This is a genomic window from Streptomyces sp. NPDC059248 (assembly GCF_042753905.1).
Classification (GTDB): domain Bacteria; phylum Actinomycetota; class Actinomycetes; order Streptomycetales; family Streptomycetaceae; genus Streptomyces.
Map to the genome: position 1 here is coordinate 1 of NZ_JBHYZV010000031.1, position 24,560 is coordinate 24,560.

At 73.4% G+C, this 24,560-nt stretch carries 25 protein-coding genes; 18 read left to right on the forward strand and 7 right to left on the reverse strand.

The window, feature by feature from the left end; translation table 11 throughout:
• The first annotated feature begins 199 nt into the window (after positions 1 to 199).
• From pnuC to ACFXG1_RS15615, 5 genes are all read left to right on the forward strand, one after another.
• Complete coding sequence (gene pnuC / locus ACFXG1_RS15595; protein WP_384714586.1) at positions 200 to 856, forward strand: nicotinamide riboside transporter PnuC; 657 nt, start codon at positions 200 to 202, stop codon at positions 854 to 856.
• Positions 853 to 1,989, forward strand: a complete 1,137-nt coding sequence (locus ACFXG1_RS15600) for an AAA family ATPase (RefSeq protein ID WP_384742872.1) — start codon at positions 853 to 855, stop codon at positions 1,987 to 1,989. Before pnuC ends, ACFXG1_RS15600 begins: the two co-directional genes overlap by 4 nt.
• Positions 1,989 to 2,843, forward strand: coding sequence for an NUDIX domain-containing protein (locus tag ACFXG1_RS15605; RefSeq protein ID WP_384714592.1), 855 nt, complete (start codon positions 1,989 to 1,991; stop codon positions 2,841 to 2,843). Before ACFXG1_RS15600 ends, ACFXG1_RS15605 begins: the two co-directional genes overlap by 1 nt.
• A complete protein-coding gene (locus ACFXG1_RS15610; RefSeq protein WP_384714595.1) occupies positions 2,840 to 3,898 on the forward strand; it encodes an ADP-ribosylglycohydrolase family protein in 1,059 nt (352 codons plus the stop codon). The genes ACFXG1_RS15605 and ACFXG1_RS15610 overlap by 4 nt, the downstream gene beginning before the upstream one ends.
• Positions 3,899 to 3,961: 63 nt before the next feature.
• A complete protein-coding gene (locus ACFXG1_RS15615) occupies positions 3,962 to 4,726 on the forward strand; it encodes a DNA polymerase beta superfamily protein (protein ID WP_384724445.1) in 765 nt (254 codons plus the stop codon).
• Here the strand turns inward: ACFXG1_RS15615 and ACFXG1_RS15620 are convergent.
• The gene (locus tag ACFXG1_RS15620) at positions 4,673 to 5,407 is read right to left on the reverse strand and encodes a DNA polymerase beta superfamily protein (RefSeq protein WP_384742875.1); all 735 of its coding nucleotides are present in this window, start codon (positions 5,405 to 5,407) and stop codon (positions 4,673 to 4,675) included. The genes ACFXG1_RS15615 and ACFXG1_RS15620 overlap by 54 nt on opposite strands.
• Positions 5,408 to 5,482: 75 nt before the next feature.
• Entirely contained in the window at positions 5,483 to 5,965 is a 483-nt protein-coding gene (locus tag ACFXG1_RS15625) for a Rieske (2Fe-2S) protein (RefSeq protein WP_384742878.1), read from the reverse strand.
• Between the two features lie 264 nt (positions 5,966 to 6,229).
• Here ACFXG1_RS15625 and ACFXG1_RS15630 point away from each other — a divergent pair, with 264 nt between their 5' ends.
• The 5 genes from ACFXG1_RS15630 (at position 6,230) to der (ending at position 10,527) form a co-directional block, all read left to right on the forward strand.
• Positions 6,230 to 6,397 carry a hypothetical protein gene (locus tag ACFXG1_RS15630; RefSeq protein ID WP_384719214.1) on the forward strand — a complete coding sequence of 56 codons (168 nt, stop codon included), beginning with the start codon at positions 6,230 to 6,232 and terminating at the stop codon, positions 6,395 to 6,397.
• On the forward strand, positions 6,394 to 7,479 hold the full coding sequence (locus ACFXG1_RS15635; RefSeq protein WP_384719216.1) for a prephenate dehydrogenase: 1,086 nt from the start codon (positions 6,394 to 6,396) through the stop codon (positions 7,477 to 7,479). Before ACFXG1_RS15630 ends, ACFXG1_RS15635 begins: the two co-directional genes overlap by 4 nt.
• Positions 7,480 to 7,677: 198 nt before the next feature.
• Positions 7,678 to 8,367 carry a (d)CMP kinase gene (gene cmk, locus ACFXG1_RS15640; RefSeq protein ID WP_384742883.1) on the forward strand — a complete coding sequence of 230 codons (690 nt, stop codon included), beginning with the start codon at positions 7,678 to 7,680 and terminating at the stop codon, positions 8,365 to 8,367.
• A 53-nt stretch (positions 8,368 to 8,420) separates the two neighbouring features.
• Entirely contained in the window at positions 8,421 to 9,014 is a 594-nt protein-coding gene (locus ACFXG1_RS15645) for a lysophospholipid acyltransferase family protein (protein ID WP_384719222.1), read from the forward strand.
• 64 nt (positions 9,015 to 9,078) lie between these two features.
• Positions 9,079 to 10,527 carry a ribosome biogenesis GTPase Der gene (gene der, locus ACFXG1_RS15650; RefSeq protein ID WP_384719220.1) on the forward strand — a complete coding sequence of 483 codons (1,449 nt, stop codon included), beginning with the start codon at positions 9,079 to 9,081 and terminating at the stop codon, positions 10,525 to 10,527.
• Between the two features lie 95 nt (positions 10,528 to 10,622).
• Here der and ACFXG1_RS15655 read toward each other — a convergent pair whose 3' ends face one another.
• Positions 10,623 to 10,877 carry a hypothetical protein gene (locus ACFXG1_RS15655; protein ID WP_384742887.1) on the reverse strand — a complete coding sequence of 85 codons (255 nt, stop codon included), beginning with the start codon at positions 10,875 to 10,877 and terminating at the stop codon, positions 10,623 to 10,625.
• A 170-nt stretch (positions 10,878 to 11,047) separates the two neighbouring features.
• Entirely contained in the window at positions 11,048 to 11,833 is a 786-nt protein-coding gene (locus ACFXG1_RS15660; protein WP_384722139.1) for a hypothetical protein, read from the reverse strand.
• 216 nt (positions 11,834 to 12,049) lie between these two features.
• On the opposite strand from ACFXG1_RS15660, the gene ACFXG1_RS15665 reads away from it, so the two are divergent.
• From ACFXG1_RS15665 to ACFXG1_RS15675, 3 genes are all read left to right on the forward strand, one after another.
• Positions 12,050 to 13,339 carry a glycosyltransferase gene (locus ACFXG1_RS15665; protein ID WP_384742889.1) on the forward strand — a complete coding sequence of 430 codons (1,290 nt, stop codon included), beginning with the start codon at positions 12,050 to 12,052 and terminating at the stop codon, positions 13,337 to 13,339.
• 56 nt (positions 13,340 to 13,395) lie between these two features.
• Positions 13,396 to 14,352: a helix-turn-helix transcriptional regulator gene (locus ACFXG1_RS15670; protein ID WP_384723705.1), complete on the forward strand. Its 957-nt coding sequence runs from the start codon at positions 13,396 to 13,398 to the stop codon at positions 14,350 to 14,352.
• A 395-nt stretch (positions 14,353 to 14,747) separates the two neighbouring features.
• Positions 14,748 to 14,963 (forward strand): I78 family peptidase inhibitor, encoded by a 216-nt coding sequence (locus ACFXG1_RS15675; RefSeq protein WP_384723702.1) that lies wholly within the window; start codon positions 14,748 to 14,750, stop codon positions 14,961 to 14,963.
• Between the two features lie 103 nt (positions 14,964 to 15,066).
• On the opposite strand, the gene ACFXG1_RS15680 is transcribed toward ACFXG1_RS15675, so the two are convergent.
• The gene (locus ACFXG1_RS15680) at positions 15,067 to 16,098 is read right to left on the reverse strand and encodes a phosphatase PAP2 family protein (protein WP_384742893.1); all 1,032 of its coding nucleotides are present in this window, start codon (positions 16,096 to 16,098) and stop codon (positions 15,067 to 15,069) included.
• Positions 16,099 to 16,572: 474 nt separating this feature from the next.
• On the opposite strand from ACFXG1_RS15680, the gene ACFXG1_RS15685 reads away from it, so the two are divergent.
• Together ACFXG1_RS15685 and ACFXG1_RS15690 are read left to right on the forward strand one after the other, a co-directional pair.
• Positions 16,573 to 18,222, forward strand: coding sequence for an MFS transporter (locus ACFXG1_RS15685; protein WP_384742896.1), 1,650 nt, complete (start codon positions 16,573 to 16,575; stop codon positions 18,220 to 18,222).
• Positions 18,223 to 18,361: 139 nt separating this feature from the next.
• The gene (locus tag ACFXG1_RS15690; RefSeq protein WP_384713247.1) at positions 18,362 to 19,546 is read left to right on the forward strand and encodes an acyl-CoA dehydrogenase family protein; all 1,185 of its coding nucleotides are present in this window, start codon (positions 18,362 to 18,364) and stop codon (positions 19,544 to 19,546) included.
• 54 nt (positions 19,547 to 19,600) lie between these two features.
• Here ACFXG1_RS15690 and ACFXG1_RS15695 read toward each other — a convergent pair whose 3' ends face one another.
• A complete protein-coding gene (locus ACFXG1_RS15695; RefSeq protein WP_384742899.1) occupies positions 19,601 to 20,050 on the reverse strand; it encodes a cell division protein SepF in 450 nt (149 codons plus the stop codon).
• Between the two features lie 306 nt (positions 20,051 to 20,356).
• Between ACFXG1_RS15695 and ACFXG1_RS15700 the strand changes: the two genes are divergently transcribed.
• From ACFXG1_RS15700 to ACFXG1_RS15710, 3 genes are all read left to right on the forward strand, one after another.
• Entirely contained in the window at positions 20,357 to 21,553 is a 1,197-nt protein-coding gene (locus tag ACFXG1_RS15700) for a DUF5685 family protein (RefSeq protein WP_384742902.1), read from the forward strand.
• Between the two features lie 280 nt (positions 21,554 to 21,833).
• On the forward strand, positions 21,834 to 22,655 hold the full coding sequence (locus ACFXG1_RS15705) for a DUF1684 domain-containing protein (RefSeq protein ID WP_384742905.1): 822 nt from the start codon (positions 21,834 to 21,836) through the stop codon (positions 22,653 to 22,655).
• A 203-nt stretch (positions 22,656 to 22,858) separates the two neighbouring features.
• Positions 22,859 to 23,335: a hypothetical protein gene (locus ACFXG1_RS15710; protein WP_384715504.1), complete on the forward strand. Its 477-nt coding sequence runs from the start codon at positions 22,859 to 22,861 to the stop codon at positions 23,333 to 23,335.
• 45 nt (positions 23,336 to 23,380) lie between these two features.
• On the opposite strand, the gene ACFXG1_RS15715 is transcribed toward ACFXG1_RS15710, so the two are convergent.
• Positions 23,381 to 24,328, reverse strand: coding sequence for a DUF4231 domain-containing protein (locus ACFXG1_RS15715; protein ID WP_384715501.1), 948 nt, complete (start codon positions 24,326 to 24,328; stop codon positions 23,381 to 23,383).
• Positions 24,329 to 24,560: the final 232 nt, after the last annotated feature.

Below are 24,560 nucleotides of genomic sequence, written 5' to 3' on the forward strand. Positions count from 1 at the left end.
CATTTGTTTATACGAGCCTGGGCTCACCATCCGGGTGGTCGGCTTGCTGTTTAACGTGGTCGGTCTGTTGGGCCGGCCCGACGGATCCGGGGTGCGAGGCCCCGCGGCGCGTATGCGCCGCGGGCCCTCCCTTTTTGCCTTGTGCCGCCCCGCGCCCCCGGTTTATAGTCATGATGACTATTAAAGGAAGGGGGCGAGTGTGGAGCTCGCGGACATTCTCGAACCCTTGCAGCGGCCGCTGTTCACCCTGCTCGGCACACCCGTCAGCTGGACCGAGGTCCTGGGCTTCGGCAGCGGCGCGCTCTGCGTCTGGCTGGTCACCCGCCAGCACCTCGCCAACTGGCCCGTCGGCATCGCCAACAACCTCTTCTTCGTCCTGCTCTTCACCCAGGCCGGGCTCTACGCCGACGCCGGTCTCCAGATCGTCTTCATCGCGCTCGCCGCCTACGGCTGGTGGTCCTGGACCCACGGAGGCGGACCGGGCACCCGGGGACCCCTCGACGTACGCCGCACCGGCCGCGCCGAATGGGCCCTGCTGCTGGCGGCGGGCGCGGCGGGGACGATCCTGATCACGCTGCTCCTCACCCGCCACACCGACTCCACCGTCCCCTTCTGGGACGCGCTGACCACGTCCCTGTCGCTGATGGCGACCTACGGGCAGTGCCGGAAGCGCCTGGAGTCCTGGTGGCTGTGGATCGCCGCCGACGTGGTCTACATCCCCCTCTACGCGCACAAGGGGCTCTATCTGACCTCCGTGCTGTACGCGGGATTCCTGCTGCTCTGTCTGTCCGGACTGCGGAACTGGTCGCGCGCGCTCACCGCGCCCCGCCCGCGGCCCGTGGAGGTGATCGTATGAGGCGCTACCGGCACGGACTGGTCCTCGGCAAGTTCTATCCACCGCACGCCGGGCACCACCATCTCGTCGCGACCGCCGCCGACCGCTGCGATCTGCTGACCGTCCTGGTCTGCGCCGCCACGGTCGAGTCCGTCCCGCTCGCCGACCGGGTGGCCTGGCTGCGCGAGATCCACCAGGACCCCGGGATCCGGGTCGTCGGCACCGTCGACGACATCCCCATGGACGTCCGGGACCCGGCGATCTGGGACGCCCATATGGCCGTCTTCCGCGCCGCCGTCCCCGAACCGGTCGACGCCGTCTTCACCTCGGAGGCGTACGGCGGCGAACTCGCCCGCCGCTTCGGCGCCGAACCCGTCTGCGTCGACCCCGCCCGCAGCCTCTTCCCGGTCTCCGGGACCGCGGTACGCGCCGACCCGGTCGCCCACTGGGACTTCCTGCGGCCCCCGGTGCGCGCCGCGCTCACCCGCCGGGTCGTCGTCGTGGGCGCCGAGTCCACCGGCACCACCACCCTCGCCCGCGACCTCGCCGACCACTACCGGGCCCGCGGCGGCGTCTGGGGCCGCACCCGCTGGGTCCCGGAGTACGGCCGGGAGTTCAGCGAGCGGAAGCTGGCCCGGCTGCGGGCGGCCCGGCCCGGCGCCGACTGGTCCGACGTCGTCTTCGGCTCCGACGAGTTCCCGGTGATCGCCCGCCGCCAGGCCGAACGGGAGACGGAGGCCGCCCGGCTCACCTCACCCGTGCTCTTCTGCGACACCGACGCCTTCGCCACCACCGTCTGGCACGAGCGCTACATCGGCGGCCCGAACGCCGCCGTCGCCGAGATCGCCGCCCGCACCCGCCGGCAGCATCTGTGGCTGCTCACCGACCACACCGGCGTTCCGTTCGAGGACGACGGACTGCGCGACGGCGAGGAGCTGCGCCCCTGGATGACCGGCCGCTTCGCCGCGGAACTCGCCCGTACCGGACGGCGTACGGTACGCGTCACCGGCCCCCGGGACCGCCGGCTCACCACCGCCGTCGCCGCCGTCGACGAACTGCTCGTCGAGGGATGGGACTTCGCCGACCCGCTGGTCGTGCCCGGCGGCGGTGCCGGTGCCGCCGTCCCCGTACCCGACCTCACGGAGCACCGCTGATGCGACCCGACGCCCCCGGCCGCGGACCCGGTCCCGAATCCGGTCGCGAGCCGGGCCCCGAGCCCCGTTCCGGCACCGGCCCCCGCGCCGGCGCCGGCGCCGAGACGGTCCCGGGTTACGACCCGCACGCCTTCCCGCCCTTCGGCGTCACCGTCGACCTGGCCGTCTTCACCGTCCGCGACGCCCGGCTGAACGTCCTGCTCGTGGAGCGCGGAGAGGCGCCCTACCGCGGCTCCTGGGCCCTGCCCGGCGGTTTCGTCCGGCCCGACGAGTCCGCCGGACAGGCCGCCCGGCGGGAGCTGGCCGAGGAGACCGGGCTCTCCCGCGACACCGTCCACGACCTCCACCTCGAACAACTGCGGACCTACACCGACCCGGGCCGCGACCCGAGGATGCGGGTGGTCTCGATCGCGTACGCCGCACTCCTGCCCGACCTGCCCGAACCGCGCGGCGGCGGGGACGCCGCCCACGCCCGCTGGACCGCCTGCGCCGACGTCGGCGCGGGCGTAGGCGCCGCGGCGCCCGGCGGCCTCGCCTTCGACCACGACCGCATCCTCGCCGACGCCTACGACCGGATCTGCGCCAAGCTCGAATACACCGGCCTGGCCACCGGGTTCTGTCCACCCGAGTTCACCCTCGGGGAGCTCCAGCGGATCTACGAGACCGTCTGGGGCGTCCCCCTCGACCGGCCCAACTTCCGGCGCAAGGTCCTCGCCACCCCCGGCTTCGTCGAGCCGGTCGAGGGCCCGCCGCGCCGTACCGGCGGCCGGGGCAAACCCGCCGCCCTCTACCGGGCGGGCACCGCCGCGACCCTGCATCCGCCCCTCCTGCGCCCGGAAGGACGCCAGCCATGACCGTGACCGGCAGCACCACCACCGGAACGACCAAGCCCTTCGGGACCGCCACCAAGCGGGCCGCCACGGGGTCCCTGATCGGACTCGCCCTCGGGGACGCCCTCGGCTTCCCGACCGAGTTCAACGACGTACCGCAGATCCTCGCCAAGTGCGGCCCCTGGCGCGAGATGCGGCTGCCCCGCCCCGCGTACATCACCGACGACACCCAGATGACCCTCGCCGTCGCCCGGGCCGTACGCGCCGCCATGGACCGGGGCGTCCTCGACGCCGGCCGGCTCGTACCGCTCCTGCGGGCCGAGTTCACCGCCTGGTACCACTCGCCGGAGAACAACCGCGCCCCCGGCACCACCTGCCTCGACGCCTGCCGCCGCCTCGACGACCCCGGGCTGCCCTGGCAGCGCGCCGGAGTCGTCGGCTCCAAGGGCTGCGGGGCCAATATGCGGGTCGCGCCCGTCGGACTCGTCCCCGGCCTCAGCGCGACGCAGCGCGCGGGCACAGCCCAGCTCCAGGCCGCGCTCACCCACGCCCACCCCACCGCCCTGGCCGCCGCCGACCTGACCGCCCACGCCGTCCATCTGCTGGCCCGCGGCGCCGAACCCATGGGCCTGGTCGGCCTGCTGCGCTCGTACGCCTTCGAGAACCGGTCCCGCTACCACGACCGCTGGCTCGGCGATCTGTGGACCCGCGCCGGCGACCCCACGCCCCAGGCGTACATCGCCCGCGGCTGGGACGAGTGCCAGGACGCGCTGCGCCGGCTCGCCGAGGCCCTGCCCGGCGCCGACCCCGAGTGCGACCCGTGCCTGACCACCGGGGACGGCTGGATCGCCGAGGAGGCCCTCACCACCGCCCTCCAGTGCTTTCTGCTCTTTCCCGAACAGCCCCTCACCGCCCTGCGCCGCGCCGCCTGCACCCGGGGCGACTCCGACTCGATCGCGGCGCTCGCCGGCGCCTTCGCCGGTGCCCATCTGGGCGCCGCCGCCTGGCCCAGCCGCTGGGCCGACGACGTCGAGCACCGCGGCGACCTGATGACCCTCGGCGCCCTCTGGGACGCCTGACCCGGCGTCATGAACCGGCCCCCGGTGCCCGGCACCGGGGGCACCACCTGCCATCCTCGGCCCGTGGATCTCACAACACTCGACGGACTCGACCTCGCCTCCGTGGTGGCCGACCAGCCCGACCCGCTGATCTTCGCCACCGTCTCCGGCGCCCATCTGTACGGCTTTCCGTCCCGCGACTCGGACGTGGATCTGCGCGGGGCGCATCTGCTGCCGGTTGCGGAGCTGATCGGGCTCGGCGCCCCCGAGGAGACCCGGAGCCGGATCTGGGACCGGGACGGGGTCGAGACCGACCTGGTCACCCACGACCTGCGGAAGTTCGTCCGGCTGCTGCTCCGCCCCAACGGCTACGTCCAGGAACAGCTGCTCTCCCCGCTGGTCGTCCACACCACCGACGTCCACGCCGAGCTGACCGCCCTCGCGCCCGGCGCGCTGACCGGCCGGCACGCCCACCACTACCGGGGCTTCGCGAAGACCCAGTGGGCGCTCTACGAGAAGTCCGGCGAGCTGAAGCCGCTGCTGTACACCTTCCGCGCCCTGCTCACCGGCATCCATCTCATGCGCAGCGGCCGGGTGCTGGCCTCCCTGCCGCTGCTGCTGGACGAGATATCGGACCCCGTCCCCGCCTATCTGCCCGAACTGATCGCCGCCAAGGCGGAGGCCGAGCACGGGACGGGCGCCGGAATCGTCCCCGCGTCGGCCGCCGGGGACGTCGCCGCGCTCCACGCGGTCCTCGACCGCGCGCAGGGCGACACGGATCTGCCGGCCGAGCCGTCAGTCCACGACGCCCTCGGGGACCTGGTGGTACGGGTCCGGCTGGCGCGCTGACGCCCGGCGCGTCCGGACCAGGAAGTCCGTCACCCGGGCCCGGTCCGGCTCGTCGGGCAGCGGCGAACCGGGCAGCGCCGCGTCCGCCTCGTCGGCGAGCCGGGCCGCCCATGCCTCGATCCGGCGCGGATCCGTCTCCCCGCGCCGGACCGCGAGCAGCGCCTCCCGCTCGGCGCCGACGTCGAGCACCAGCTCACCCGTCCGCAGCAGATCGCGGCAGCACAGCAGCAGCCGCAGCAGATGCGCCAGCGGTTTCCAGCGCGGCTCCCGGCCTGCCCGCTGATCCGCCGTGAGCCGCTTGTACTGGCCCTCGGCGTAGCGGACGAAGGTGCGGTGGACCTCCCGGGAGAGGAACGCGTCGCGCAGCGCCACCAGCTCCCGGCCGGTGTCGTCGATCCGCTCCACCAGCGGGGAGTGCAGCACCTCCAGGATGTTCGGATTGGCCCGGAGACCCAGCAGGCAGAAACGCTCCAGCTCCCAGGAGAACTGCTCCGGCAGCGGCCCGTCCACATGCGTCGGCGGCTTGTCGAACCGCCAGAACAGGGGGGTGGGGGCGAGGAAGACGCCCCGCCGGTCCGTATCGCTCTCCCCGGTCGCCAGACCGAAGGCCCTCGACCCCATGACACAGGAGTAGACGGTGTGGTCGTTGACCAGCTGTTCGGGTGTCGGGCCGTTCGCCATGCGGGTCAGGCTACGAGGTCGGGCCGTGACGGCTCTCAGGGGATCAGGCTCTCCGGCTCTCCGGCTCTCCGGAGATCAGGGGAGCAGTACCGCGTCCGCGGTGACCGTGATCGGGGCGGGCGGCAGCGGCCGGGTCGCGGGCCCCTTGGCCACCGAGCCGTCCGCGATCCGGAACCGGCTGTCGTGGCAGGGGCAGTCGATCGTGCCGTCGGCGACCTTGTCCACCAGACAGCCCTGGTGCGGACAGACCGCCGAGTACGCCTTGAACTGCCCGGCCGTCGGCTGCACGACGACCACCTTCTCGGGCTTGAACACCGTCCCGCCGCCGACCGGGACGGCGGAGCGCTTCGCCAGCTCCCGGCCCATCGAGGCGCTCGGGGACGCGCCCGTGGCCGGGGCGCCGGGGGAGGCGGCGTCCGCCTGGGTGCTGGGCTCGGGCGTCGCCGGGTGCTCGGCCGTTCCGCCGCCCCCGTCGCCGTCGCCGTCCGTACAGCCGGTGGCCAGGGCCGCCGCCCCCGCCGCCCCTGCCGCCAGCACTGTCCGCCGCGTTGCGTCCATCGCCGTACTCCCTCGGTCGTGCGGTACCCGTGCGGCGTGCATTGTGCCACCGCGCCAGCCGCCGCCACGGCATCCCGCGCGCGTCCGGCCCGGTGGCCTTCGCCCGTGGCGTCCTCGCGCCGTCGCCCGCGCCGTCCGTGCCGCCGTACCCGCCGGGCGGAATAGGCTGTCCCCCAGGGAACCTGAGGGAACCCGAGGAATCTGGAGTCGGGAGCCGAGGTGGCGGTACGAGCGGTCCACGGGGCCGTGCGGCGGGAGCGGTCCATGGAGTACGCGGAGTATGCCGCGCCCCTGGACGAGCGGCTCGGCACCGCCTCGGGGCGCGAAGCGCTCACCCCCGGCGACCGGACCGGCGTCCGGTCCACCGCCACCCCCGATCCGCGCGCGGCCCACCCGGCCGCCGCCGCCCTGCGCAAGGACATCGCCCAGTGAGAACCGCCGCCGTCATCGGAACCGGACTGATCGGCACCTCCGCCGCCCTCGCCCTCACGGGCCGGGGGATCGGCGTCCACCTCGTCGACCACGACGCCGAACGGGTCCGTACCGCCGCCGCGCTCGGCGCCGGCACCGATGCGCCCCCCGATGGCCCCGTCGACCTGGCGATCGTCGCCGTACCGCCCGCCCTGGTGGCCGGGGTGCTCGCCGACGCCATGAAGGGCGGACTGGCCCGCGGCTACCTGGACGTCGCCAGCGTCAAGGGCGGCCCCCGCCGCGAACTGGAGGCCCTCGGCCTCGACCTCTCCGCCTACATCGGTACGCATCCGATGGCGGGCAAGGAGCGCTCCGGCCCGCTGGCCGCCAGCGCCGACCTCTTCGAGGGCCGCCCCTGGGTGCTCACGCCCACCCCGGCGACCGATACCGAGGTCCTCAACCTCGCCCTCGAACTCGTCGCCCTCTGCCGTGCCGTCCCCGTCGTGATGGACGCCGACGCCCACGACCGGGCCGTCGCCCTGGTCTCCCACACCCCGCAGCTGATCTCCTCGATGGTCGCCGCCCGGCTCCGGGAGGCCGACGAGACCGCCGTACGGCTCTGCGGACAGGGCATCCGAGACGTCACCCGGATCGCCGCGTCCGACCCCCGGATGTGGGTCGACATCCTCTCCGCCAATCCCGGCCCGGTCGCCGAGGTGCTCGCCGGGGTCGCCGCCGACCTCGACGAGACGGTCCGGGCGCTGCGGGCCCTGGAGTCCGCCGACGCGACCGAGCGGGCCGGTGGGGTCGCCGGTATCGAGGGCGTCCTGCGGCGCGGCAACGCGGGCCGGGCCCGGGTCCCGGGCAAGCACGGCGCCGCCCCGGCGGCGTACGAGATCGTCGCGGTCCTCATCAGCGACCGGCCGGGCGAGCTGGCGCGGATCTTCGCGGACGCGGGCCGGGCCGGGGTGAACGTCGAGGACGTCCGGATCGAGCACGCCACGGGCCAGCAGGCGGGTCTGGTCCAGCTGATGGTGGAGCCCGCGGCGGCCACCGTCCTCGCCGCGTCCCTGCGGGAACGCGGCTGGTCGATCCGGCAGTAGGGGAGCGGGCGGACCGCGCGCGGCGGACGGGACGGTGCCCGCCCGGTCCGTTTTCCCGAGGCCCGGCGCACGGTTCACGGGCAGGCCCCGGCAGTCGGTAACCTTGTCCGGGGTCCCGAGAACCCCGGGAGCGCTCGAAAGACCGAGGTCCGCCGCCTCCCGCTCCCCAGAAACCCCGAAAGAAACCCCGAAGGAAAGGTGTCCGACACCGTGGAACCCGCCGTGATCGTTGCCATCGACGGCCCCGCCGGCACCGGCAAGTCGAGCACCTCCAAGGCGGTCGCCGCCGCCCTGGGGCTGAGCTACCTCGACACCGGTGCGCAGTACCGGGCGATCACCTGGTGGATGATCTCCAACGGTGTGGACACCGCGGAGCCCGCGGCGATCGCCGAGGCCGCCGGGAAGGCCGTGATCGTCTCCGGCACCGACCCGGCCGCGCCGACGATCACCGTCGACGGTGCGGACGTCTCCGCCGCGATCCGGACCCAGGAGGTGTCCTCCCACGTCAGCGCCGTGAGCGCGGTGCCGGAGGTCCGGACCCTGATCACCGCCCTCCAGCGGACCATCGCCGCCGACGCGGCGGCCGGGATCGTCGTCGAGGGCCGGGACATCGGGACCACCGTCCTCCCGGACGCCCATCTCAAGATCTTCCTCACCGCCTCGCCGGAGGCCCGCGCCGCCCGCCGCTCCGCCGAGATCGCGGGCTCCGACGTGGAGGCCACCCGGCGGGCGCTGGTCCGGCGGGACGCGGCCGACTCCGGCCGGGCGACGTCCCCGCTGGCGAAGGCGGACGACGCGGTCGAGGTCGACACCACCGAGCTGACCCTCCAGCAGGTCGTCGAGCGGGTGACCGCCCTCGTCGAGGAGCGCCGGGCGGCGGCGCGGTGACCGGCCCCTCCGCCTCGGGCGCGGCCGTCGGCCGCCGTATCGGCATCGGCCTGATGTACGGATTCTGGAAGCCGCGGGTGCTCGGCGCCTGGCGGATGCCGTCCGCCGGACCCGTGATCCTCGCCGTGAACCACTCCCACGCCATCGACGGCCCCATGCTGATGGGGACCGCGCCCCGGCCGGTGCACTTCCTGATCAAGAAGGAGGCGTTCATCGGCCCGCTCGATCCCTTCCTGCTCGGTATCGGCCAGCTCAAGGTCGACCGGTCGGGTACCGACCGCGCCGCCGTCACCGACGCGCTCGGCGTCCTGGAGCGCGGGGACGTCCTCGGGATCTTCCCCGAGGGCACCCGGGGCGAGGGCGACTTCGCGTCGCTCCGCGCCGGTCTCGCCTACTTCGCGGTCCGGTCGGGCGCCCCGGTCGTCCCCGTCGCGGTACTGGGCAGCACCGAACGGCGCAGCCGGGTGATCGGCGCCGTACCGCCGCTGCGCGGCCGGGTGGACGTCGTCTTCGGCGACCCGTTCGACGCGGGCGACGGGTCGGGCCGCCGCACCCGTACGGCGCTGGACGAGGCCACGGTACGCATCCAGGAGCGGCTCACCGGCCATCTGGAAAACGCCAGGCGCCTGACCGGGCGCTCCGGGTAAGACTTGACCATACGGACCACCCGCACCGGGCCCGGTCCGGTCGACACACGAGGAAACGGACTTCATGAACGACCAGCACGACCACGGAGCACTCGGCGACGCCGAGTACGCGGAGTTCATGGAGCTTGCCGCGGTAGAGGGCTTCGACGCCGAGGAGGTGGAGGACGCCATCGACGAGGCCGGACACGGCCCGCTGCCCGTCCTCGCCGTCGTCGGCCGCCCCAATGTCGGCAAATCGACCCTGGTGAACCGGATCATCGGCCGCCGTGAGGCCGTCGTCGAGGACCGGCCCGGTGTCACCCGGGACCGGGTCACCTACGAGGCCGAGTGGGCGGGCCGCCGCTTCAAGGTCGTCGACACCGGCGGCTGGGAGCAGGACGTCCTCGGTATCGACGCCTCCGTCGCCGCCCAGGCCGAGTTCGCCATCGAGGCCGCCGACGCCGTCGTCTTCGTCGTGGACGCCGTCGTCGGCGCCACCGACACCGACGAGGCCGTCGTCAAGCTGCTCCGCCGGGCCGGGAAGCCGGTGGTGCTCTGCGCCAACAAGGTCGACGGCCCCAGCGCCGAGGCGGACGCGGCCGCGCTGTGGTCGCTGGGCCTCGGCGAGCCGCACCCCATCTCCGCGCTCCACGGCCGCGGCACCGGCGACATGCTCGACGCCGTCCTGGAGGCGCTGCCCGAGGCCCCGGCGCAGACCTTCGGCAGCACGGTCGGCGGACCCCGCAGGATCGCCCTCATCGGCCGCCCCAATGTCGGCAAGTCGTCCCTGCTGAACAAGGTGGCGGGCGAGGAGCGGGTGGTCGTCGACTCCCTCGCGGGCACCACCCGCGACCCGGTCGACGAGCTGATCGAGCTCGGCGGCGTGACATGGAAGTTCGTCGACACCGCCGGAATCCGCCGCCGGGTGCACCTCCAGGAAGGCGCGGACTACTACGCGTCCCTGCGCACCGCCGCCGCCGTGGAGAAGGCGGAGGTCGCCGTGGTGCTGATCGACGCCAGCGACTCCATCAGCGTCCAGGACCAGCGGATCATCACCATGGCCGTCGAGGCCGGCCGGGCGATGGTGATCGCGTACAACAAGTGGGACACCCTCGACGAGGAGCGCCGCTACTACCTGGAGCGGGAGATCGACACCGAGCTGGCCCAGATCGCCTGGGCCCCCCGGGTCAATGTCTCCGCCCGTACCGGCCGCCACATGGAGAAGCTGGTCCCGGCGATCGAGACCGCCCTCGCCGGCTGGGAGACCCGGGTCCCCACCGGACGGCTCAACGCCTTCCTCGGCGAGATCGTCTCCGCCCATCCGCACCCCATCCGGGGCGGCAAGCAGCCCAGGATCCTCTTCGGCACCCAGGCGGGCACCAAGCCGCCGCGGTTCGTCCTCTTCTCCTCCGGCTTCCTGGAGCACGGCTACCGCCGCTTCGTGGAGCGCAGGCTGCGGGAGGAGTTCGGCTTCGAAGGGACGCCGCTGCACATCTCGGTCCGGGTCCGCGAGAAGCGCGGCCGGAAGAAGTAGCGCCCGCGGGCCGGCGCGGGACGATTGCGACGAGGGGGCGGCGTACCGGACCGGTACGCCGCCCCCTCGTCGTGCCACCCGACCCCGGCTGTGGGTCAGTGGCTGCGGCGGGGCGCCGGGGGGAGTGCCGGATAGTGCCGTACGGGATACGGCTGCCAGCCCGCGCCCGCGTACGGGAGCCGGCCCCCGCCCCGGCCCGTGGCCTGGGTGGAGAAGGCGAGGAAGCCGAGGTGCTCCTCGCCCGACCGGTCCCCGGGCAGCGCCCGGAACGACCGGCGGTACTCGGCGTACAGCGCGTCGTAGATGGGCGTCTGGGAGAAGTCCGCCGATGCCTCACGCGCGGGGCGCATGCCGGGGATCGGAGTCGGATACGGCTGGCGGATGGGGTCGTAGGTCTGCACGTACCTGCAACGACCCACGCCCCCGCCCGTCACTCCCGGAGCGGAGGGTCCACCCGGACCGCGGCCCTCCCGGGGCGCTTCCCCGCCGCCGCGTCACCCGTACGCGTCATCCGTACGTGTCACGTCCCCGCCAGCGGCATCGCGGCGGCGACCAGCCGCCCGCCCGCCGCGGCCTTCTCCAGGGCGTCCCTCAGCAGGTCCTCGCGCGGCTGCTGCCCGATCGAGCCGACGGGCGCGCAGAACACCAGCACCGTGTGGGACTTGTTGACCGCGGTACGCCAGCCCTCCGTGACCTGGAGCGGCTGGTGGGCCTTCCACCAGGCGACCGCGCCCGGCTGGAGGATCGCGTGCAGCTGCCCCACGGCGAGCAGGACCGACCAGCCGTCGAGGGTGCCGGGGAGCTGGTTGACGTCGTGGACCGGGGAGAAGCCCTGCTCGATCAGGAGGGGCAGGAACTCGTCCCCGCTCACGCCCGGGGTGCCGGGGCGGGCGATGGGCGCGGTCGGCTCCACCACCAGGGCGGGGTGCAGATCCCCGTCCACCAGGATGAGACCGCTGGTGACGCCGAGCACCGCCTGTCCGGGCGCGGTGTCGAGCGACGTGGGATCGGTGGTCATGGGCACAGGGGGCTCCTCGGTACCGGTGATGGATTCCGCGACTCCCCGGAGGTGGTCCTCGGCGAGCCGGACGACCTGCGAGGGGACGCAGGTCGCATGGGCGAAGGCGAGGACGGCCGTCTCCTCGCCGACGAACAGCACAGTGCTGGTCCGCTCCTGCTCGGGGTTGCCCGGGGTGCGGCAGGAGGTACAGGCGTAGACGGCCGGAGTCTCGGAATCACCGGCGACCAGCCGGTCGGCTTCCTCGTTTCCGAGCTCTGCGCGTACGGCCGCGCTGACATCGAGCATGCGGGGCACGGATGGCTCCTCGTACGTGATGGTGCTTTTTCGATGCGTGTTCGCACCGGGCCGGGAGGCTCCCCGGCTCACACTGGTTCAACGGGCGACCCATGCCGGGGTCACGCGCGGCCGGAACCCGGTCGGGAGGGGAGCCCCGCGGCAAGTAGAGTCGGGGCCCGACCACTTGGCGGTACAGACGTGCGAAAACGAGAGACGCCGACACGTATGCGCATTTCGTTCCTGCTCCACAACGCGTACGGCATCGGAGGAACGATCCGTACGACCTTCACCCTCGCGGAGGCACTCGCACAGCGGCACGAGGTCGAGATCGTCTCGGTCTTCCGGCACCGCGAGACGCCCTACATGGGGGCGCCGGCGGGCGTCGCCCTGCGCGCCCTGGTGGATCTGCGCAAGGACAGTCCCCGGTACGCGGGCGACCACCCCGACCACGCCCGCCCCGCCCGGGTCTTTCCGCGCGGCGACGGACGGCACCGCCAGTACAGCAGGCTCACCGACGAACTGATCGGGGCCCATCTCCGGTCGCTCGACGCCGATGTGGTCGTCGGCACCAGGCCCGGGCTCAATGTGCACATCGCCCGGCAGGCCCGCGCCGGCACCGTCCGCGTCGGCCAGGAACACCTGACCCTCGACGGCCACGGCTACCGGCTCCGCCGCGCGCTCGGCTACCGCTACGGGCGGCTGGACGCCATCACCACCGTCACCGAGGCCGACGCCCGCGCCTACCGGACCCGGCTCCGGCTGCCCGGGGTCCGGGTCGACGCCGTGCCCAACGGCGTGCCCGAGCCGTCCGTCCCCCCGGCCGACGGCAGCGGCAAGATCGTCGTCGCAGCCGGCCGGCTGACCCGCGTCAAGCGGTACGACGTCCTGGTCGACGCGTTCGCCAAGGTCGTCGCCGAACGCCCCGACTGGCGCTTGCGGATCTACGGCAGCGGGGACGCCACCGGCGACGAGAACGCCGCCCTGACCGCCCTGATCGACCGCAACGGTCTGCGCGAGCACGTCTCCCTGATGGGCAATGTCCACCCGCTCGACCCGGAGTGGGTGAAGGGCTCCGTCGCGGCCGTCACCTCCACCAAGGAGTCCTTCGGGATGACGATCGTGGAGGCCATGCGCTGCGGCCTCCCGGTGGTCTCCACCGACTGCCCGCACGGGCCCCGCGAGATCATCGAGGACGGGGTGGACGGCCGGCTGGTGCCGGTCGGCGACGTGGACGCGGTCGCGGCCGCCCTGCTGGAACTCATCGGCGACGACGACCGCCGCCGCCGCGCCGGGGCCGCCGCCCGCGCCTCCTCCGCACGGTTCGACGCCCTGGCGATCGCCTCACGCCACGAGGCCGTCTTCACCGAGCTGATCGCCCGCGGCCGGGCCGCCCGGGGCCCGGTACGCGCCGTACGCGAGCCGGTACGCCGGCTCGCGTGCGTCCTGTGGGCCGCCGTACACGATCTGCGGTCCCTGACCGCGGCGGTCCTCCGACGGGTCCGCAGACCCCGCTGACCCACCTCCGGGGATCGCGGACCGTAACGGTCCGCGATCCTTGGCAGACTGCCCGCATGTTGGAGACCTCCGCACGGCTGCTGCGCCTGCTCTCACTGCTCCAGGCCCACCGCGAGTGGACCGGGCCCGAACTCGCCCGCCGGCTGAACGTCACCGCGCGGACCGTCCGCCGCGACGTGCACCGGCTGCGCGAGCTGGGCTATCCCGTCGACGCCGGCCCCGGCACCGGCGGCGGCTACCGGCTGGGCGCGGGCGCCGAGCTGCCACCGCTGCTCCTCGACGACGACGAGGCGGTGGCGGTGGCCGTCGGGCTGCGCACCGCGGCCGGTCAGGGCATCGAGGGCATCGCGGACAGCTCCGTACGCGCGCTGGCCAAACTGGAGCAGGTCCTGCCGTCCCGGCTGCGGCGCCGGGTCGGCGCCCTGAACGCCTTCACGGTGCCGCTGCTGCGCACCCCCGCCGCCCGGCTCGACGCCTCCGTCCTCACCACGATCGCCAACGCGTGCCGGGACGCCGAGCGGCTGCGTTTCGCCTACGAGGACCACAACGGCGCCACCACCCGGCGGACCGTGGAGCCCCACCGGCTGGTCTGCACCGAACGCCGGTGGTACCTCGTCGCCTGGGACGTCGACCGGGCCGACTGGCGCACCTTCCGGGCCGACCGGATCCGGCCCACCCCGCCCCACGGCCCCCGCTTCACCCCCCGCCCCCCGCCCGCCGACGACCTGGCCGCCTATGTGTCCCGGGGGGTGTCGACCGGGGCGTACGCGACCCAGGCGGTGATCCGGCTCCATGTCCCCGCCGCACGGGCGAACGAGATGCTCACCCCGGCGGACGGGACCGTGGAGCCGATCGACGACGGGCACTGTCTGCTGCGGTCCGGGGCGGCAGGCCCGGAGGTGATGGTGATCCACGTGATGCTGATGGGTGTCGACTTCGACATCGTCGAGCCGGTCGAGCTGATCGAGCACATCAGGGTCGTACGGGACCGCTTCACCCGGGCCGTCGGCTGACCCGGGCGGCACCCCGGGCACCGGTCCGGGCGGCCATCGGGACCGGCGCCGGACCACTCCGTACGGCCCTCCGTACATCCCTCCGTACGGCGGCCGTCAATTCGCCCCCGGCGGCGCCCCGGGAATTGGATGCCGGAATTCTCCGTGATCGACCACTCCTGCGGAATTACCGAGCCGTAGGCCGTCGAACGCGACGTTCGACAAGTCCCGGTATCCGCTCGAACGCCCGTCGCGGGGCGGTGCCGGGGGAGTCGGCCGGGAGCTCCCGGGAAGCGGTCGGCGCGACGCGGCTAACCGGGTGCGGAAGGAGCCCGGGAACGCGGCGCGGAACCGCCGGTGATACGGGGCGGGGCCCGGGGTTTCGTCACCGTCCGCTGCCGCCTACGGTGGGGTGCATGGCACCTCAACCGAATCCGTCCGGGGAACCGGACGACGCCACGGGAGCATATGTCGGGCTCGGCGCCGACGCCGCCGAGCGACGGGCGCGGACCCGCGGCTGGACGACCGTACGGACCCTGCCACCGGGCGCGATCATCACCCTGGAGTATCTGCGCGGCCGGATCAACTTCGAGGTCGAACACGACACCGTGATCCGCTGCTGGCGCGGCTGACCGCGCACCGCGCCGTACCGCCGTATCCACGGATCCATGGGAAACGGGGCGGGTGCCCGGCCGATGGCCGGCCCCCGCCCCGGGTCGTGGGAGAGCGGCCCGCTCAGCCGCCGGTCATCGTGCGGGAGCCCCGGGAACCCGACGGGTGTCCGCCGCCCGACGGGGTGACCCGTTCCCGTCCGCCCGGCCGTCCGGCCCCGGCGTGGGTGCCCCCCGCCGTGCCGGACGCCGATCCCGACCCCGCCCGGGGGCGGGGCGGGGACGTGGGCGCGGGCAGGGTGGCCCCCAGCCGCACCATGGAACCGCGGCTCTCGGACGGCACGCCCCGCACCCCCGCCTCACCGGGCAGCGCGTGACCGGGCCGGGGTCCGCCCGCGGCCACCGGCAGCGACGGCAGGGACCTGTTCCGGGCCCGCCAGCGGTCGCGGCGCTCCAGGATCCGGCTCTCGGCGCGGGCGATCAGCGGCTCGCACCAGGGCAGGGCGAGCAGGATCAGCAGCCCGGCCGCCCAGCCGAGGAGGACGTCGCTCAGCCAGTGCGTACCGAGATAGACGGTGGTGAGTCCGACGCCCAGGGACACCGTCGCGGAGAGCGCGGACAGATGGCGCCGGGTGCGCGGAGTGGTGGCCATATAGGCGAGAATTCCCCAGGTCACCACCGCGTTGGCGGTATGTCCGGAAGGGAATATATCCCCGCCCGCGAACATCTCGGCGGAGCCGATCTGTGTCGCGTAGTGGGGGCCGAGCCGGCCCAGACCCAGTTTGACGGACCCGACCGTCACATTGAGCAGCAGCAGGGCGACGCCGAGCGCCAGTATCGGCCGCAGGGTGTGCATGCGCCAGGAACGCCAGCCGAGCCAGGCCGCGACCATCACGGCCGTGGGGCCGCGCTGGCCCAGGACGACGAAGTAGTCGAGCAGGGCGTGCAGCTCCGGCCACTGCTGATAGGGCCGGAACAGCATCACCTTCCAGTCGACGAGCACGAGCCAGGTGGACGCCCATACGGCGACCACGATGGCCACGTAGAACACGGCCGTCCCGCCGAAGAGGGCGAGACGGGTGCGGCTCATCCGCGGGATCTCTATCTTCGGCGGTTCCGGCTCCCGGTCCAGTCGGGCGAAGAGGTCGGTACGCACCCAATCGACGTTACAGGGAGTGAGTGCGCGAACCGGCCGATCCGGCCGCTTCGTGATGACCATGTGATGTGGAGTATGTCTCCTGACGCGGAATTTAAGACGGCCATTCGGGAAATCCCGGAGCAGCCGTGTCGTAATGACGGGAGAGCGCCTGCCGTTTAGTCGCGGTACGGCCCCGGCTTTGCCGGGCCGTACCGGATGGAAAACCCTTTCGGCGCCGGTCCGGGACGCCCCAATTGCCGCTCATCGCATGGCCGTATGAATTTTTTCTCATACGGGAACCAAGGGCCGGGGTGGCGCACGCCACACTCCGTCCCGCCGTGCGGTGAGAGCTGGACCACTCCCGGGGGCCCGGGACTCGCGTACGCTTGCGGCTCACTCGTACACCGATGCCGGAACGCCGCTGGGATCGTCCCCGTCCCTCCTGTCGGCCGGGTCCGCCGGGTGCGAGGGGAACCACTGGAGGTAACAGGCATGGCAGGGACGACCGGTGCCGTGGCGCGGCCGCGCGCCGCGGACGGCGGAGCCAACCGCTGGGTCGTCCTCCTCGTCCTCTGCGTCAGTCTGCTGCTGGTCGCCCTGGACGCCACCGTGCTCCATGTCGCCGTCCCCGCCGTCACCGAGGACCTGCGGCCCGGCGGGGTCGAACTGCTGTGGATCGTCGACGCCTACCCGCTGGTCTGCGCCGCCCTGTTGATCCTCTTCGGCACCCTCGGCGACCGGGTCGGCCGGCGCCGGGTCCTGCTGTACGGCTACGGGATCTTCGGCGCGGCCTCCGCGCTGGCCGCGTTCGCGGACTCCGCCGAAGTGCTGATCGCCGCCCGGGCCCTGCTCGGCGTCGGCGGCGCGATGATCATGCCCGCCACCCTTTCGATCCTCCGCTCCGTCTTTCCGGACCGCCGGGAGCGGGCCACCGCCATCGGCATCTGGACGGCGGTTGCCGCGGTGGGCGCCGCCACCGGACCGGTACTCGGCGGCTTCCTCGTCGAGCACTTCTGGTGGGGTTCGGTCTTCCTGATCAACATCCCGCTGATGGCGGTGATCCTCCCGCTGGGCGCCCGGCTGCTGCCGGAGTCCCGGGGCGGACTCGACGGGCCGTGGGACGTGTGGGGCGCGCTGATGGCCGCGGCCGGCGTGCTCGGTCTGGTCCTCGGCGTCAAGCGGCTCGGGGCGGGCGACGGGATCCTCGACATCGCCACCGCCGTACCGCTGCTGGCGGGTGTGGTCCTGCCGGTGCTCTTCGTCCGTCGGCAGCGCCGCAGGACCCATCCGCTGATCGACGTACGGATGTTCGCCGCCGCCGCGTTCTCCACCTCCGTCGGCTGCATCGTGCTGTGCATGCTGGCCCTGGTCGGGCTCCAGCTGATCGCCGTCCAGTACCTCCAACTCGTCCTCGGGCTGAGCCCGATGGAGACCGGGCTGCGGCTGCTGCCGCTGACCTTCGCCGCGATGGCCGCCGGCGCCACCGGCTCGTACACCCTGCGCCGGATCGGCCCCCGGCGGATGGCGGGCGGCGGATTCACGCTGACCGCGGGCTCGGTCCTGCTGCTCACGGCGATGGGCTCGTACGACCGGCCCCTGCTGCTGACCACCGGCTTCGTCCTGCTCGGTTTCGGACTCCAGACGACGCTGTTCGCGGCGTACGAATCGATGCTGAGCGAGGCACCGCAGGAGTACGCGGGCGGGGCGGCGGCGATCGGGGAGACCTCGTACCAGCTGGGTGCCGGAATGGGCATCGCCGTCCTGGGCAGTGTGATGAACGCCGCCTACGCCCCCGGTCTCACGGCGCTGCCCGGGGTGCCCCGGGACGCGAGCGCCGCCGCCGCGCACTCCCTCGGTGAGGCGTACCAGGTGGCGGAGGACCTCGGCGGGGCCGCCGGTGCCGTGCTGCGGATCGCGGCCCGGGACTCCTTCGTCCACGGCCTCCGGGTGACGCTGCTGGTCAGCGCGGCGCTGCTGATGGCCGGCGCGGTGGCGGCGCTCCGGCTGCCGAGGACCATGGGGACCGACGAGGCGGCGGGGCCCGGCTGTGTCCCGGGCGCCCGGGTGCCGGGCCACCGCACGACCCCGGCGCCCGTACCGCCCGCCCGGGGCCATGGGCACGAGGTGGCCCGGCCGTCGTAGGTCCCGCGCCGGTTCCGGCGGGTGGCGCGGTTCTCACTCCAACGGGGCGGCGCCTCGGCGACTACCGCTGCTAGTTTCCCGGTGGCGGCCGCCACCGGGCGGCCGTGCCGACGAGAGCCGGAGGTCCGCCGCCGTGACCGTGCCCGTGAAGCCCCCGCCCTTCGACCCGGACGACCCGCTCGGCCTCGACGATCTGCTCACGGACGAGGAGCGCGCCGTCCGGAGCGCGATGCGCGCCTGGGCCGCGGACCGGGTGCTGCCGCACATCGCCGAGTGGTACGAGTCGGGAGAGCTGCCGGACATCCGCGGGCTGGCCCGTGAGCTGGGGGCGCTCGGGGCCCTCGGAATGACCCTGACCGGGTACGGCTGCGCGGGCGCGACCGCCGTGCAGTACGGGCTCGCCTGTCTCGAACTGGAAGCCGCCGACTCCGGTATCCGCTCCCTCGTCTCCGTCCAGGGATCGCTCGCCATGTACGCGATCCACCGCTACGGCTCCGACGAGCAGCGGGAGCGCTGGCTGCCGGGGATGGCCGCGGGCGAGACCATCGGCTGCTTCGGGCTCACCGAGCCGGACCACGGCTCCGATCCGGCCGGGATGCGGACCCGGGCCCGGCGGGACGGCTCGGACTGGGTGCTCGACGGCCGCAAGGCGTGGATCACCAACGGCTCGGTCGCCGGGGTCGCCGTCGTGTGGGCCGGGACCGACGAAGGGGTGCGGGGCTTTCTCGTACCGGCCGGGACCCCCGGTTTCGACGCCCCCGAGATCCGCCACAAGTGGTCTCTGCGGGCCAGCGTCACCAGTGAGCTGGTCCTGGACTCGGTCCGGCTGCCCGCGGACGCCGTCCTGCCCGGGGTCACCGGTCTGCGCGGACCGCTGAGCTGCCTCAACCACGCCCGTTACGGCATCGTCTGGGGCGCGATGGGCGCGGCGCGGGCCAGCTTCACCGCGGCGCTCGCGTACGCCGGGACGCGCGAGCAGTTCGGCCGGCCCATCGGCGGCTTCCAGCTGACCCAGGCCAAACTCGCCGATATGGCGGTGGAACTGCACAAGGGGATCCTGCTCGCCCACCATCTGGGGCGCCGGATGGACGCCGGGACGCTCCGCCCCGAGCAGGTCAGCTTCGGGAAGCTCAACAATGTGCGCGAGGCCATCGCGATCTGCCGCACCGCCCGGACGATCCTGGGCGCGAACGGGATCTCGTTGGAGTACCCCGTGATGCGGCACGCGACCAATCTGGAGTCCGTACTCACCTACGAGGGCACCGTGGAGATGCACCAGCTGGTACTGGGCAAGGCGCTCACCGGTCAGGACGCCTTCCGCTGACCGGGCGGGAGGAGCGGGGGCGACGGGCGCGGCCGGTGGCCGGGCGCCCGTCGCTCAGCTCTGGTTGAAGAATCCGTCCCGGGACTGACCGGGACCCTCGCCGTTGACGATCTGGGTGTCGGCGGGGCTCAACAGGAAGACACGCGTGGCGACCCGGTCGATGGAGCCGCGCAGCCCGAACGTCAGCCCGGCCGCGAAGTCCACCACCCGTTTGGCGTCGGCGGGCTCCAGCGCCGTCAGATTGACGATCACCGGCACCCCCTCGCGGAACAGTTCGCCGATTCCCCTGGCGTCCCGGAAGCAGGTGGGGGAGACCGTCGCGATCCGGCGGGCGTCCTCCTGGGCGGGAGAAGCGGAGGGGGCCGCGGCCCGGACGTCGGTGACCCAGGGGTCGCCGTGTTCGGCGCCCTCTGCGTACTCGCCGTCGTAGCCGTCGGCGTAGTAGCGGTCGTCGCTGTCCTCGACGAGCCCAAGCCAGGCACTCGCCTTGCGCACAGATCCCATCGACGCCTCCTTTCTCCGTGGTCCGCCGTCCGGCGGTCTCTTGTCTTCCCTGTCCCTATGGTCGTCCATCATGCGGATCGCGTGCCACGTGGATAGCCGACGTGCAGGGTATTCGTGACGCTACTGGTGCAGAACTTGTGGCGGTTCGTCAGCTTCCTTCCCGAATAAAGCGGATTATCTGCCCAGACGATGAAAGTCGAGCCGGACGGGTGACGGCGGAGCTCCGCAACAGACGTACAGATGTGCGGTTACGATGCCGCGAACGTGCGGCGCGAGCCGCTGAACAGCTGTACGGGGGAGAGTGTCGTGTTCGGAATCGTGAGGCCCTGCGCCCATCGGCTGACCGAGGGTCTCAGAACCGACTGGATGGCGCACCTGTGCGGACTCTGCCTGGCGCTGCGCGCGGACCACGGCCAGTTCGCCCGGGTGGTGACCAACTACGACGGCCTGGTCGTCTCGGTCCTGACGGAGGCTCAGTCCGAACGGCTCCCCGAGTCCCGGCGCACCGCGGGGCCCTGCCCGCTGCGCGGGATGCGGACCGCGCCCGTCGCCCGCGGCGAGGGCGCGCGGCTCGCCGCCGCGGTCTCCCTGGTACTGGCGTCGGCGAAGGTACGCGACCATGTGGCCGACCGGGACGGCGTCCTGGCCCGCCGTCCGCTGGCCGCCGCGGCCCGCCGGGTGGCATCGGGCTGGGACCGCGCGGGCGCCCGTACCGGGGCCGACCTGGGCTTCGACACCGCGGTCCTGCTCGACGCGGTCGACCGGCAGTCCGGCATCGAGGCGCTGGCCGGGCCCGGTACATCCCTGCTGACGGTCACCGAACCCACCGAGACCGCCACGGCGGCGGCCTTCGCCCATACCGCCGTCCTCGCCCGGCGTCCCGGCAATGTCGCGCCCCTGGCCGAGGCGGGACGTCTCTTCGGGCGCCTCGCCCATCTGCTGGACGCCGTCGAGGACCAGGCGGCCGACGCGGCCACCGGCGCCTGGAACCCGCTCACCGGGACCGGCACCTCGCGCGCGGAGGCCCGCCGGCTCGCCGACGACGCGGTCCACGGCGTACGGCTCGCGCTGCGCGACGCCGAGTTCACCGACGACCGGCTCGTCCACGTCCTCCTCACCCATGAACTGCGCCGGGCCGTGGACCGGGCGTTCGGCCCCCACGAGGGCCGCGTCTCGGCGGCCGGGGCCGGCCAGGGCGGCGGGAATCCGTACGCCGGGGGCAACCCCTACGGCGCCGGAGGCACGGGCGCACCGGGCTCGGGCCCCGGCGGGGACGGCGGCGGCGGCTCGGGCTCCCGAGGGGGCGGCCCGTCCGACCCGGGCGACGCGCCCCGCCCCCGCGGCCTGCTCGCCGGCTGCGCCGCGGCCCTCTGGGTCGGCTGCACCTGCCAGCCGTGCTGCCGCAGCCGCTGGGAGGGCCCCTGGTCCCGCAAGCGCCGCCGGGGCGCGAAGGGGGAGGGCGGCGACTGCCTGGAGTGCTGCTGCCCCTGCGACGGCTGCTGACCCGCTCCGCGGTGGTTCGGGGGGCGGGCACCCGTCGCCCCGCGAGCGCCGGGCCCTCGACGCGAGAACCCGCCCGGCCGGGAGAGGTCGTTCGTCGGCCCCGCGCCGCCGGTGGCTTGTCGCGCAGTTCCCCGCGCCCCTGGATACCCGATGTCCCGTCCTGCGGTAGGTGGAGGTTTTTGGGGGCGCGGGGAACTGCGCGAACAGCCACAGATGGCGCGCGGTCGGCATACGGCCTGTTGTGGCCGGGCGCTCTCCTCCTGTGGAAGGGTGAGGCGTCATGGACGCAGAGCTGCAGCCCCCCGTGGACGACGCCGTCAGGCACTGGCGGGCTTGGCACGAGCGGCGGGTCGCGGTGGTCACGGGGCCGTACGGGCCGCTCGCTCTCACCGGGACGTACTGGCTCGACGACCATCCCGACGGCCGGATCCCCGGCCTGCCGGGGCGCTGGACCGGCGACGGGGACGCGGTCCTGCTCACGGCCGCGCCGGAGGACCGGCTCACCCTCGACGGCGCGCCGTTCACCGGCCGGACACGGCTGACCGCCGATCACGGGCCCGTCGACGACGCCCGGGTCGGGTACGGCGGGCGGCGCCTCGTGGTGCTGGCCAGGGAAGGGCTGTGGGCCGTACGCGACTTCGACCCCGACGCGCCCGCGCGCCGAGCCTTCGCGGGGATCGAGGCCACCCCCTACGACCCCCGCTGGGTGCTGCCGGGCCGCTTCCGTCCGTATCCCGAGCGGACCGGTGTACGTGTGGAGAACGCCGACGGCCGGGAGCGCGGGCTCGGGCTCGACGGCGAGATCGTCTTCGGACTCGACGGTACGGAACACACCCTGCGCGCCGCCGTCGAGGCCGACGGCTCCCTGTGGGCAGTGTTCGGCGACACCACGGGCGACCCCACCGGCGGGGGGACCAGCTACCCCTTCCGCTTTCTGCGCCCGCGCCCACCCGCGGCGGACGGCTCCGTGACCGTCGACCTCAACCGGGCACTGCTGCCGCCGTGCGCCTTCGCCGACCACTTCATCTGCCCCCTTCCGCCCCCGGGCAACACCCTTCCGGTGGCGATCGCGGCGGGGGAGCGGAGAGTCTGCGGACGCTGAGGCCGCGCCGAGGCCGCGTGCCGGGGGTCAAACCCGGCCCCCGGGGGCGCCCGAGGCGTTCCAACCCCTACTCTTCGCGCCGCGGCTCAACCGGCGGTACCGTGCGCCCGTCCTCCCTACGGACGCGGTGTCCACGGCACACCGTGTTCTGGGACGATGGCGGAGCGGGCGGGAACACGCGGGACACGGGGGGTCGCACGGCAGTGAAGCGGATCGGAATCACCGGCCACCGGATCATCCCCCCGGAGGGCCACGCCGACATCAGGGCGGCCATGCTGGCGGCGCTGCGAGGTCACGACGGGAGCCTGGAGGCGTTCTCCAGCCTGGCGATCGGCGCGGACCAGTTGTTCGCCGATCTCGCCCTGGAGTGCGGCGCGACCCTGACGGTGGTGGTCCCCAGCGATGACTACGAAGACGGCTTCAGCCCGGGTGAGCTGGTCAGTTACCGGGACTACCGGCGACGGGCCACCCGTGAGGTACGGCTCGGCTTCCGGCACTCCACCGACGAGGCGTACTACGCGGCCGGGGCCTATATCGCCGACAACTGCGACCGGCTGCTGGCCGTCTGGGACGGGGGCCCGTCCCGAGGCCTCGGGGGCACGGCCGACATCGTGCACTACGCCCGTGATCTGGGGAAGCCCGTCACCGTCATCTGGCGGGACGGCATGCGCCGCCCCTGACGCCCGCCGCCCCCGACCCCCGCCGGCCCTGCCGCCCGCCGGAGGTCAACTGCGTTGCCGCACCAGCCAGTCCGTGTGCTGCGGGGACACGATGCGCTCGGTCTCGTACACCGCCGACGGCCACTGCGCCTCCGTCACCGAGGTCTCCATCGCCGAGTGCATCGCCGCCAGATCCTCCTCGACGAGGGAGTGCGCGGCGATCAGCGGCCTGCGGCGGCGGATCTCGCTCCACGCCAGACATCCCGCGGCCGCCGCCGAGAGCGCCCCCAGCACATCGAGGGACTCGGCTACCGAGAAGGTGTGCAGCAGCGAAAGGGTGAGGGCGAACAGGGTGAGGATCCCGATCGTCGCCGACCACACCAGAGTCGCCCGGCGGGAGGTCTCCGCACTGCGGTGGTACCAGTTCCGCTGTTCGATGAGCCGGTCGCGGATGTAGGTCTCCTTGCGCGGCCCGAACGGCCGTTCCCGCAGCCGTCGCATCGGCGTGGTGATCAGCCCGCCCGCCAACACCTCGGGATTGCTCTTCCGGGGATCGGGCCAGCCGACTTTCGTCAGCTCCCGGAGCCCGTCCTCGAGACGCGTGACGAATAACGCGTCGGCGTCGGCGGCACTCTCGTCAAAAGGTGCTCCGTGCACGGAATAGCGCCAGCACATCGATTTGATGTACTCGGCGGCCGAGCGGTTCAGTTGCCAGTGCGACTTCGCCCGGCTGCGGGACGCGCGGGCTCCGACCACGAGCACCCCGGCGTACGCCAACACGCTCAGCGCGCCGCCCAGTTGGAACGTGCCTCCGAGCTTCCACACGGGCAGCGCCGCGGCCACCGCTCCCGCCACCAGCAGGAGGAGTTGACGCCGGGTATGGCTCACCGCCTCGCGCTGCCGGCGGATGGCCAGGGCGTCCGTGTGATGGAAGAGCGCAGGTAGATCGGTATTTCGGAAGACTGTGTCATGTGGACCGTGTGAGCCGTGCGGCGGGCCGGGATTGCCGGACATGCCTCCCCCTCTGCGGTAATGCCGTCACCCTGGGGTCACCCGTGAGATGGAATCGCTTCCTCCACACACTCCTGACAGAATATGAAGCAACTCTAACTGTTAGGGGTTCACGTGCTGAGTTGCTCAGGGTGAACTTGAGAGTAGAGTCGTGCCGCCGGGCACCGCAATGGTGCCTGGTTATCCGTGTTGTACAGCCAGATCGTGCGCGATCATGTACACAGAGCAAAAGGAC

Bases quoted from the DNA above. Each gene is read 5' to 3' on its own strand.
- der (WP_384719220.1), top strand. From the start codon at position 9,079: ATGAACGACCAGCACGACCACGGAGCACTCGGCGACGCCGAGTACGCG.
- ACFXG1_RS15695 (WP_384742899.1), bottom strand. From the start codon at position 20,050: ATGGGATCTGTGCGCAAGGCGAGTGCCTGGCTTGGGCTCGTCGAGGAC.
- ACFXG1_RS15670 (WP_384723705.1), top strand. From the start codon at position 13,396: ATGTTGGAGACCTCCGCACGGCTGCTGCGCCTGCTCTCACTGCTCCAG.
- ACFXG1_RS15660 (WP_384722139.1), bottom strand. From the start codon at position 11,833: ATGCTCGATGTCAGCGCGGCCGTACGCGCAGAGCTCGGAAACGAGGAA.
- ACFXG1_RS15715 (WP_384715501.1), bottom strand. From the start codon at position 24,328: ATGTCCGGCAATCCCGGCCCGCCGCACGGCTCACACGGTCCACATGAC.
- ACFXG1_RS15675 (WP_384723702.1), top strand. From the start codon at position 14,748: ATGGCACCTCAACCGAATCCGTCCGGGGAACCGGACGACGCCACGGGA.
- ACFXG1_RS15655 (WP_384742887.1), bottom strand. From the start codon at position 10,877: ATGCGCCCCGCGCGTGAGGCATCGGCGGACTTCTCCCAGACGCCCATC.
- ACFXG1_RS15685 (WP_384742896.1), top strand. From the start codon at position 16,573: ATGGCAGGGACGACCGGTGCCGTGGCGCGGCCGCGCGCCGCGGACGGC.
- ACFXG1_RS15610 (WP_384714595.1), top strand. From the start codon at position 2,840: ATGACCGTGACCGGCAGCACCACCACCGGAACGACCAAGCCCTTCGGG.
- ACFXG1_RS15600 (WP_384742872.1), top strand. From the start codon at position 853: ATGAGGCGCTACCGGCACGGACTGGTCCTCGGCAAGTTCTATCCACCG.
- ACFXG1_RS15665 (WP_384742889.1), top strand. From the start codon at position 12,050: ATGCGCATTTCGTTCCTGCTCCACAACGCGTACGGCATCGGAGGAACG.
- ACFXG1_RS15625 (WP_384742878.1), bottom strand. From the start codon at position 5,965: ATGGACGCAACGCGGCGGACAGTGCTGGCGGCAGGGGCGGCGGGGGCG.
- ACFXG1_RS15605 (WP_384714592.1), top strand. From the start codon at position 1,989: ATGCGACCCGACGCCCCCGGCCGCGGACCCGGTCCCGAATCCGGTCGC.
- ACFXG1_RS15645 (WP_384719222.1), top strand. From the start codon at position 8,421: ATGTACGGATTCTGGAAGCCGCGGGTGCTCGGCGCCTGGCGGATGCCG.
- ACFXG1_RS15705 (WP_384742905.1), top strand. From the start codon at position 21,834: ATGGACGCAGAGCTGCAGCCCCCCGTGGACGACGCCGTCAGGCACTGG.
- ACFXG1_RS15620 (WP_384742875.1), bottom strand. From the start codon at position 5,407: ATGGCGAACGGCCCGACACCCGAACAGCTGGTCAACGACCACACCGTC.
- ACFXG1_RS15630 (WP_384719214.1), top strand. From the start codon at position 6,230: ATGGAGTACGCGGAGTATGCCGCGCCCCTGGACGAGCGGCTCGGCACC.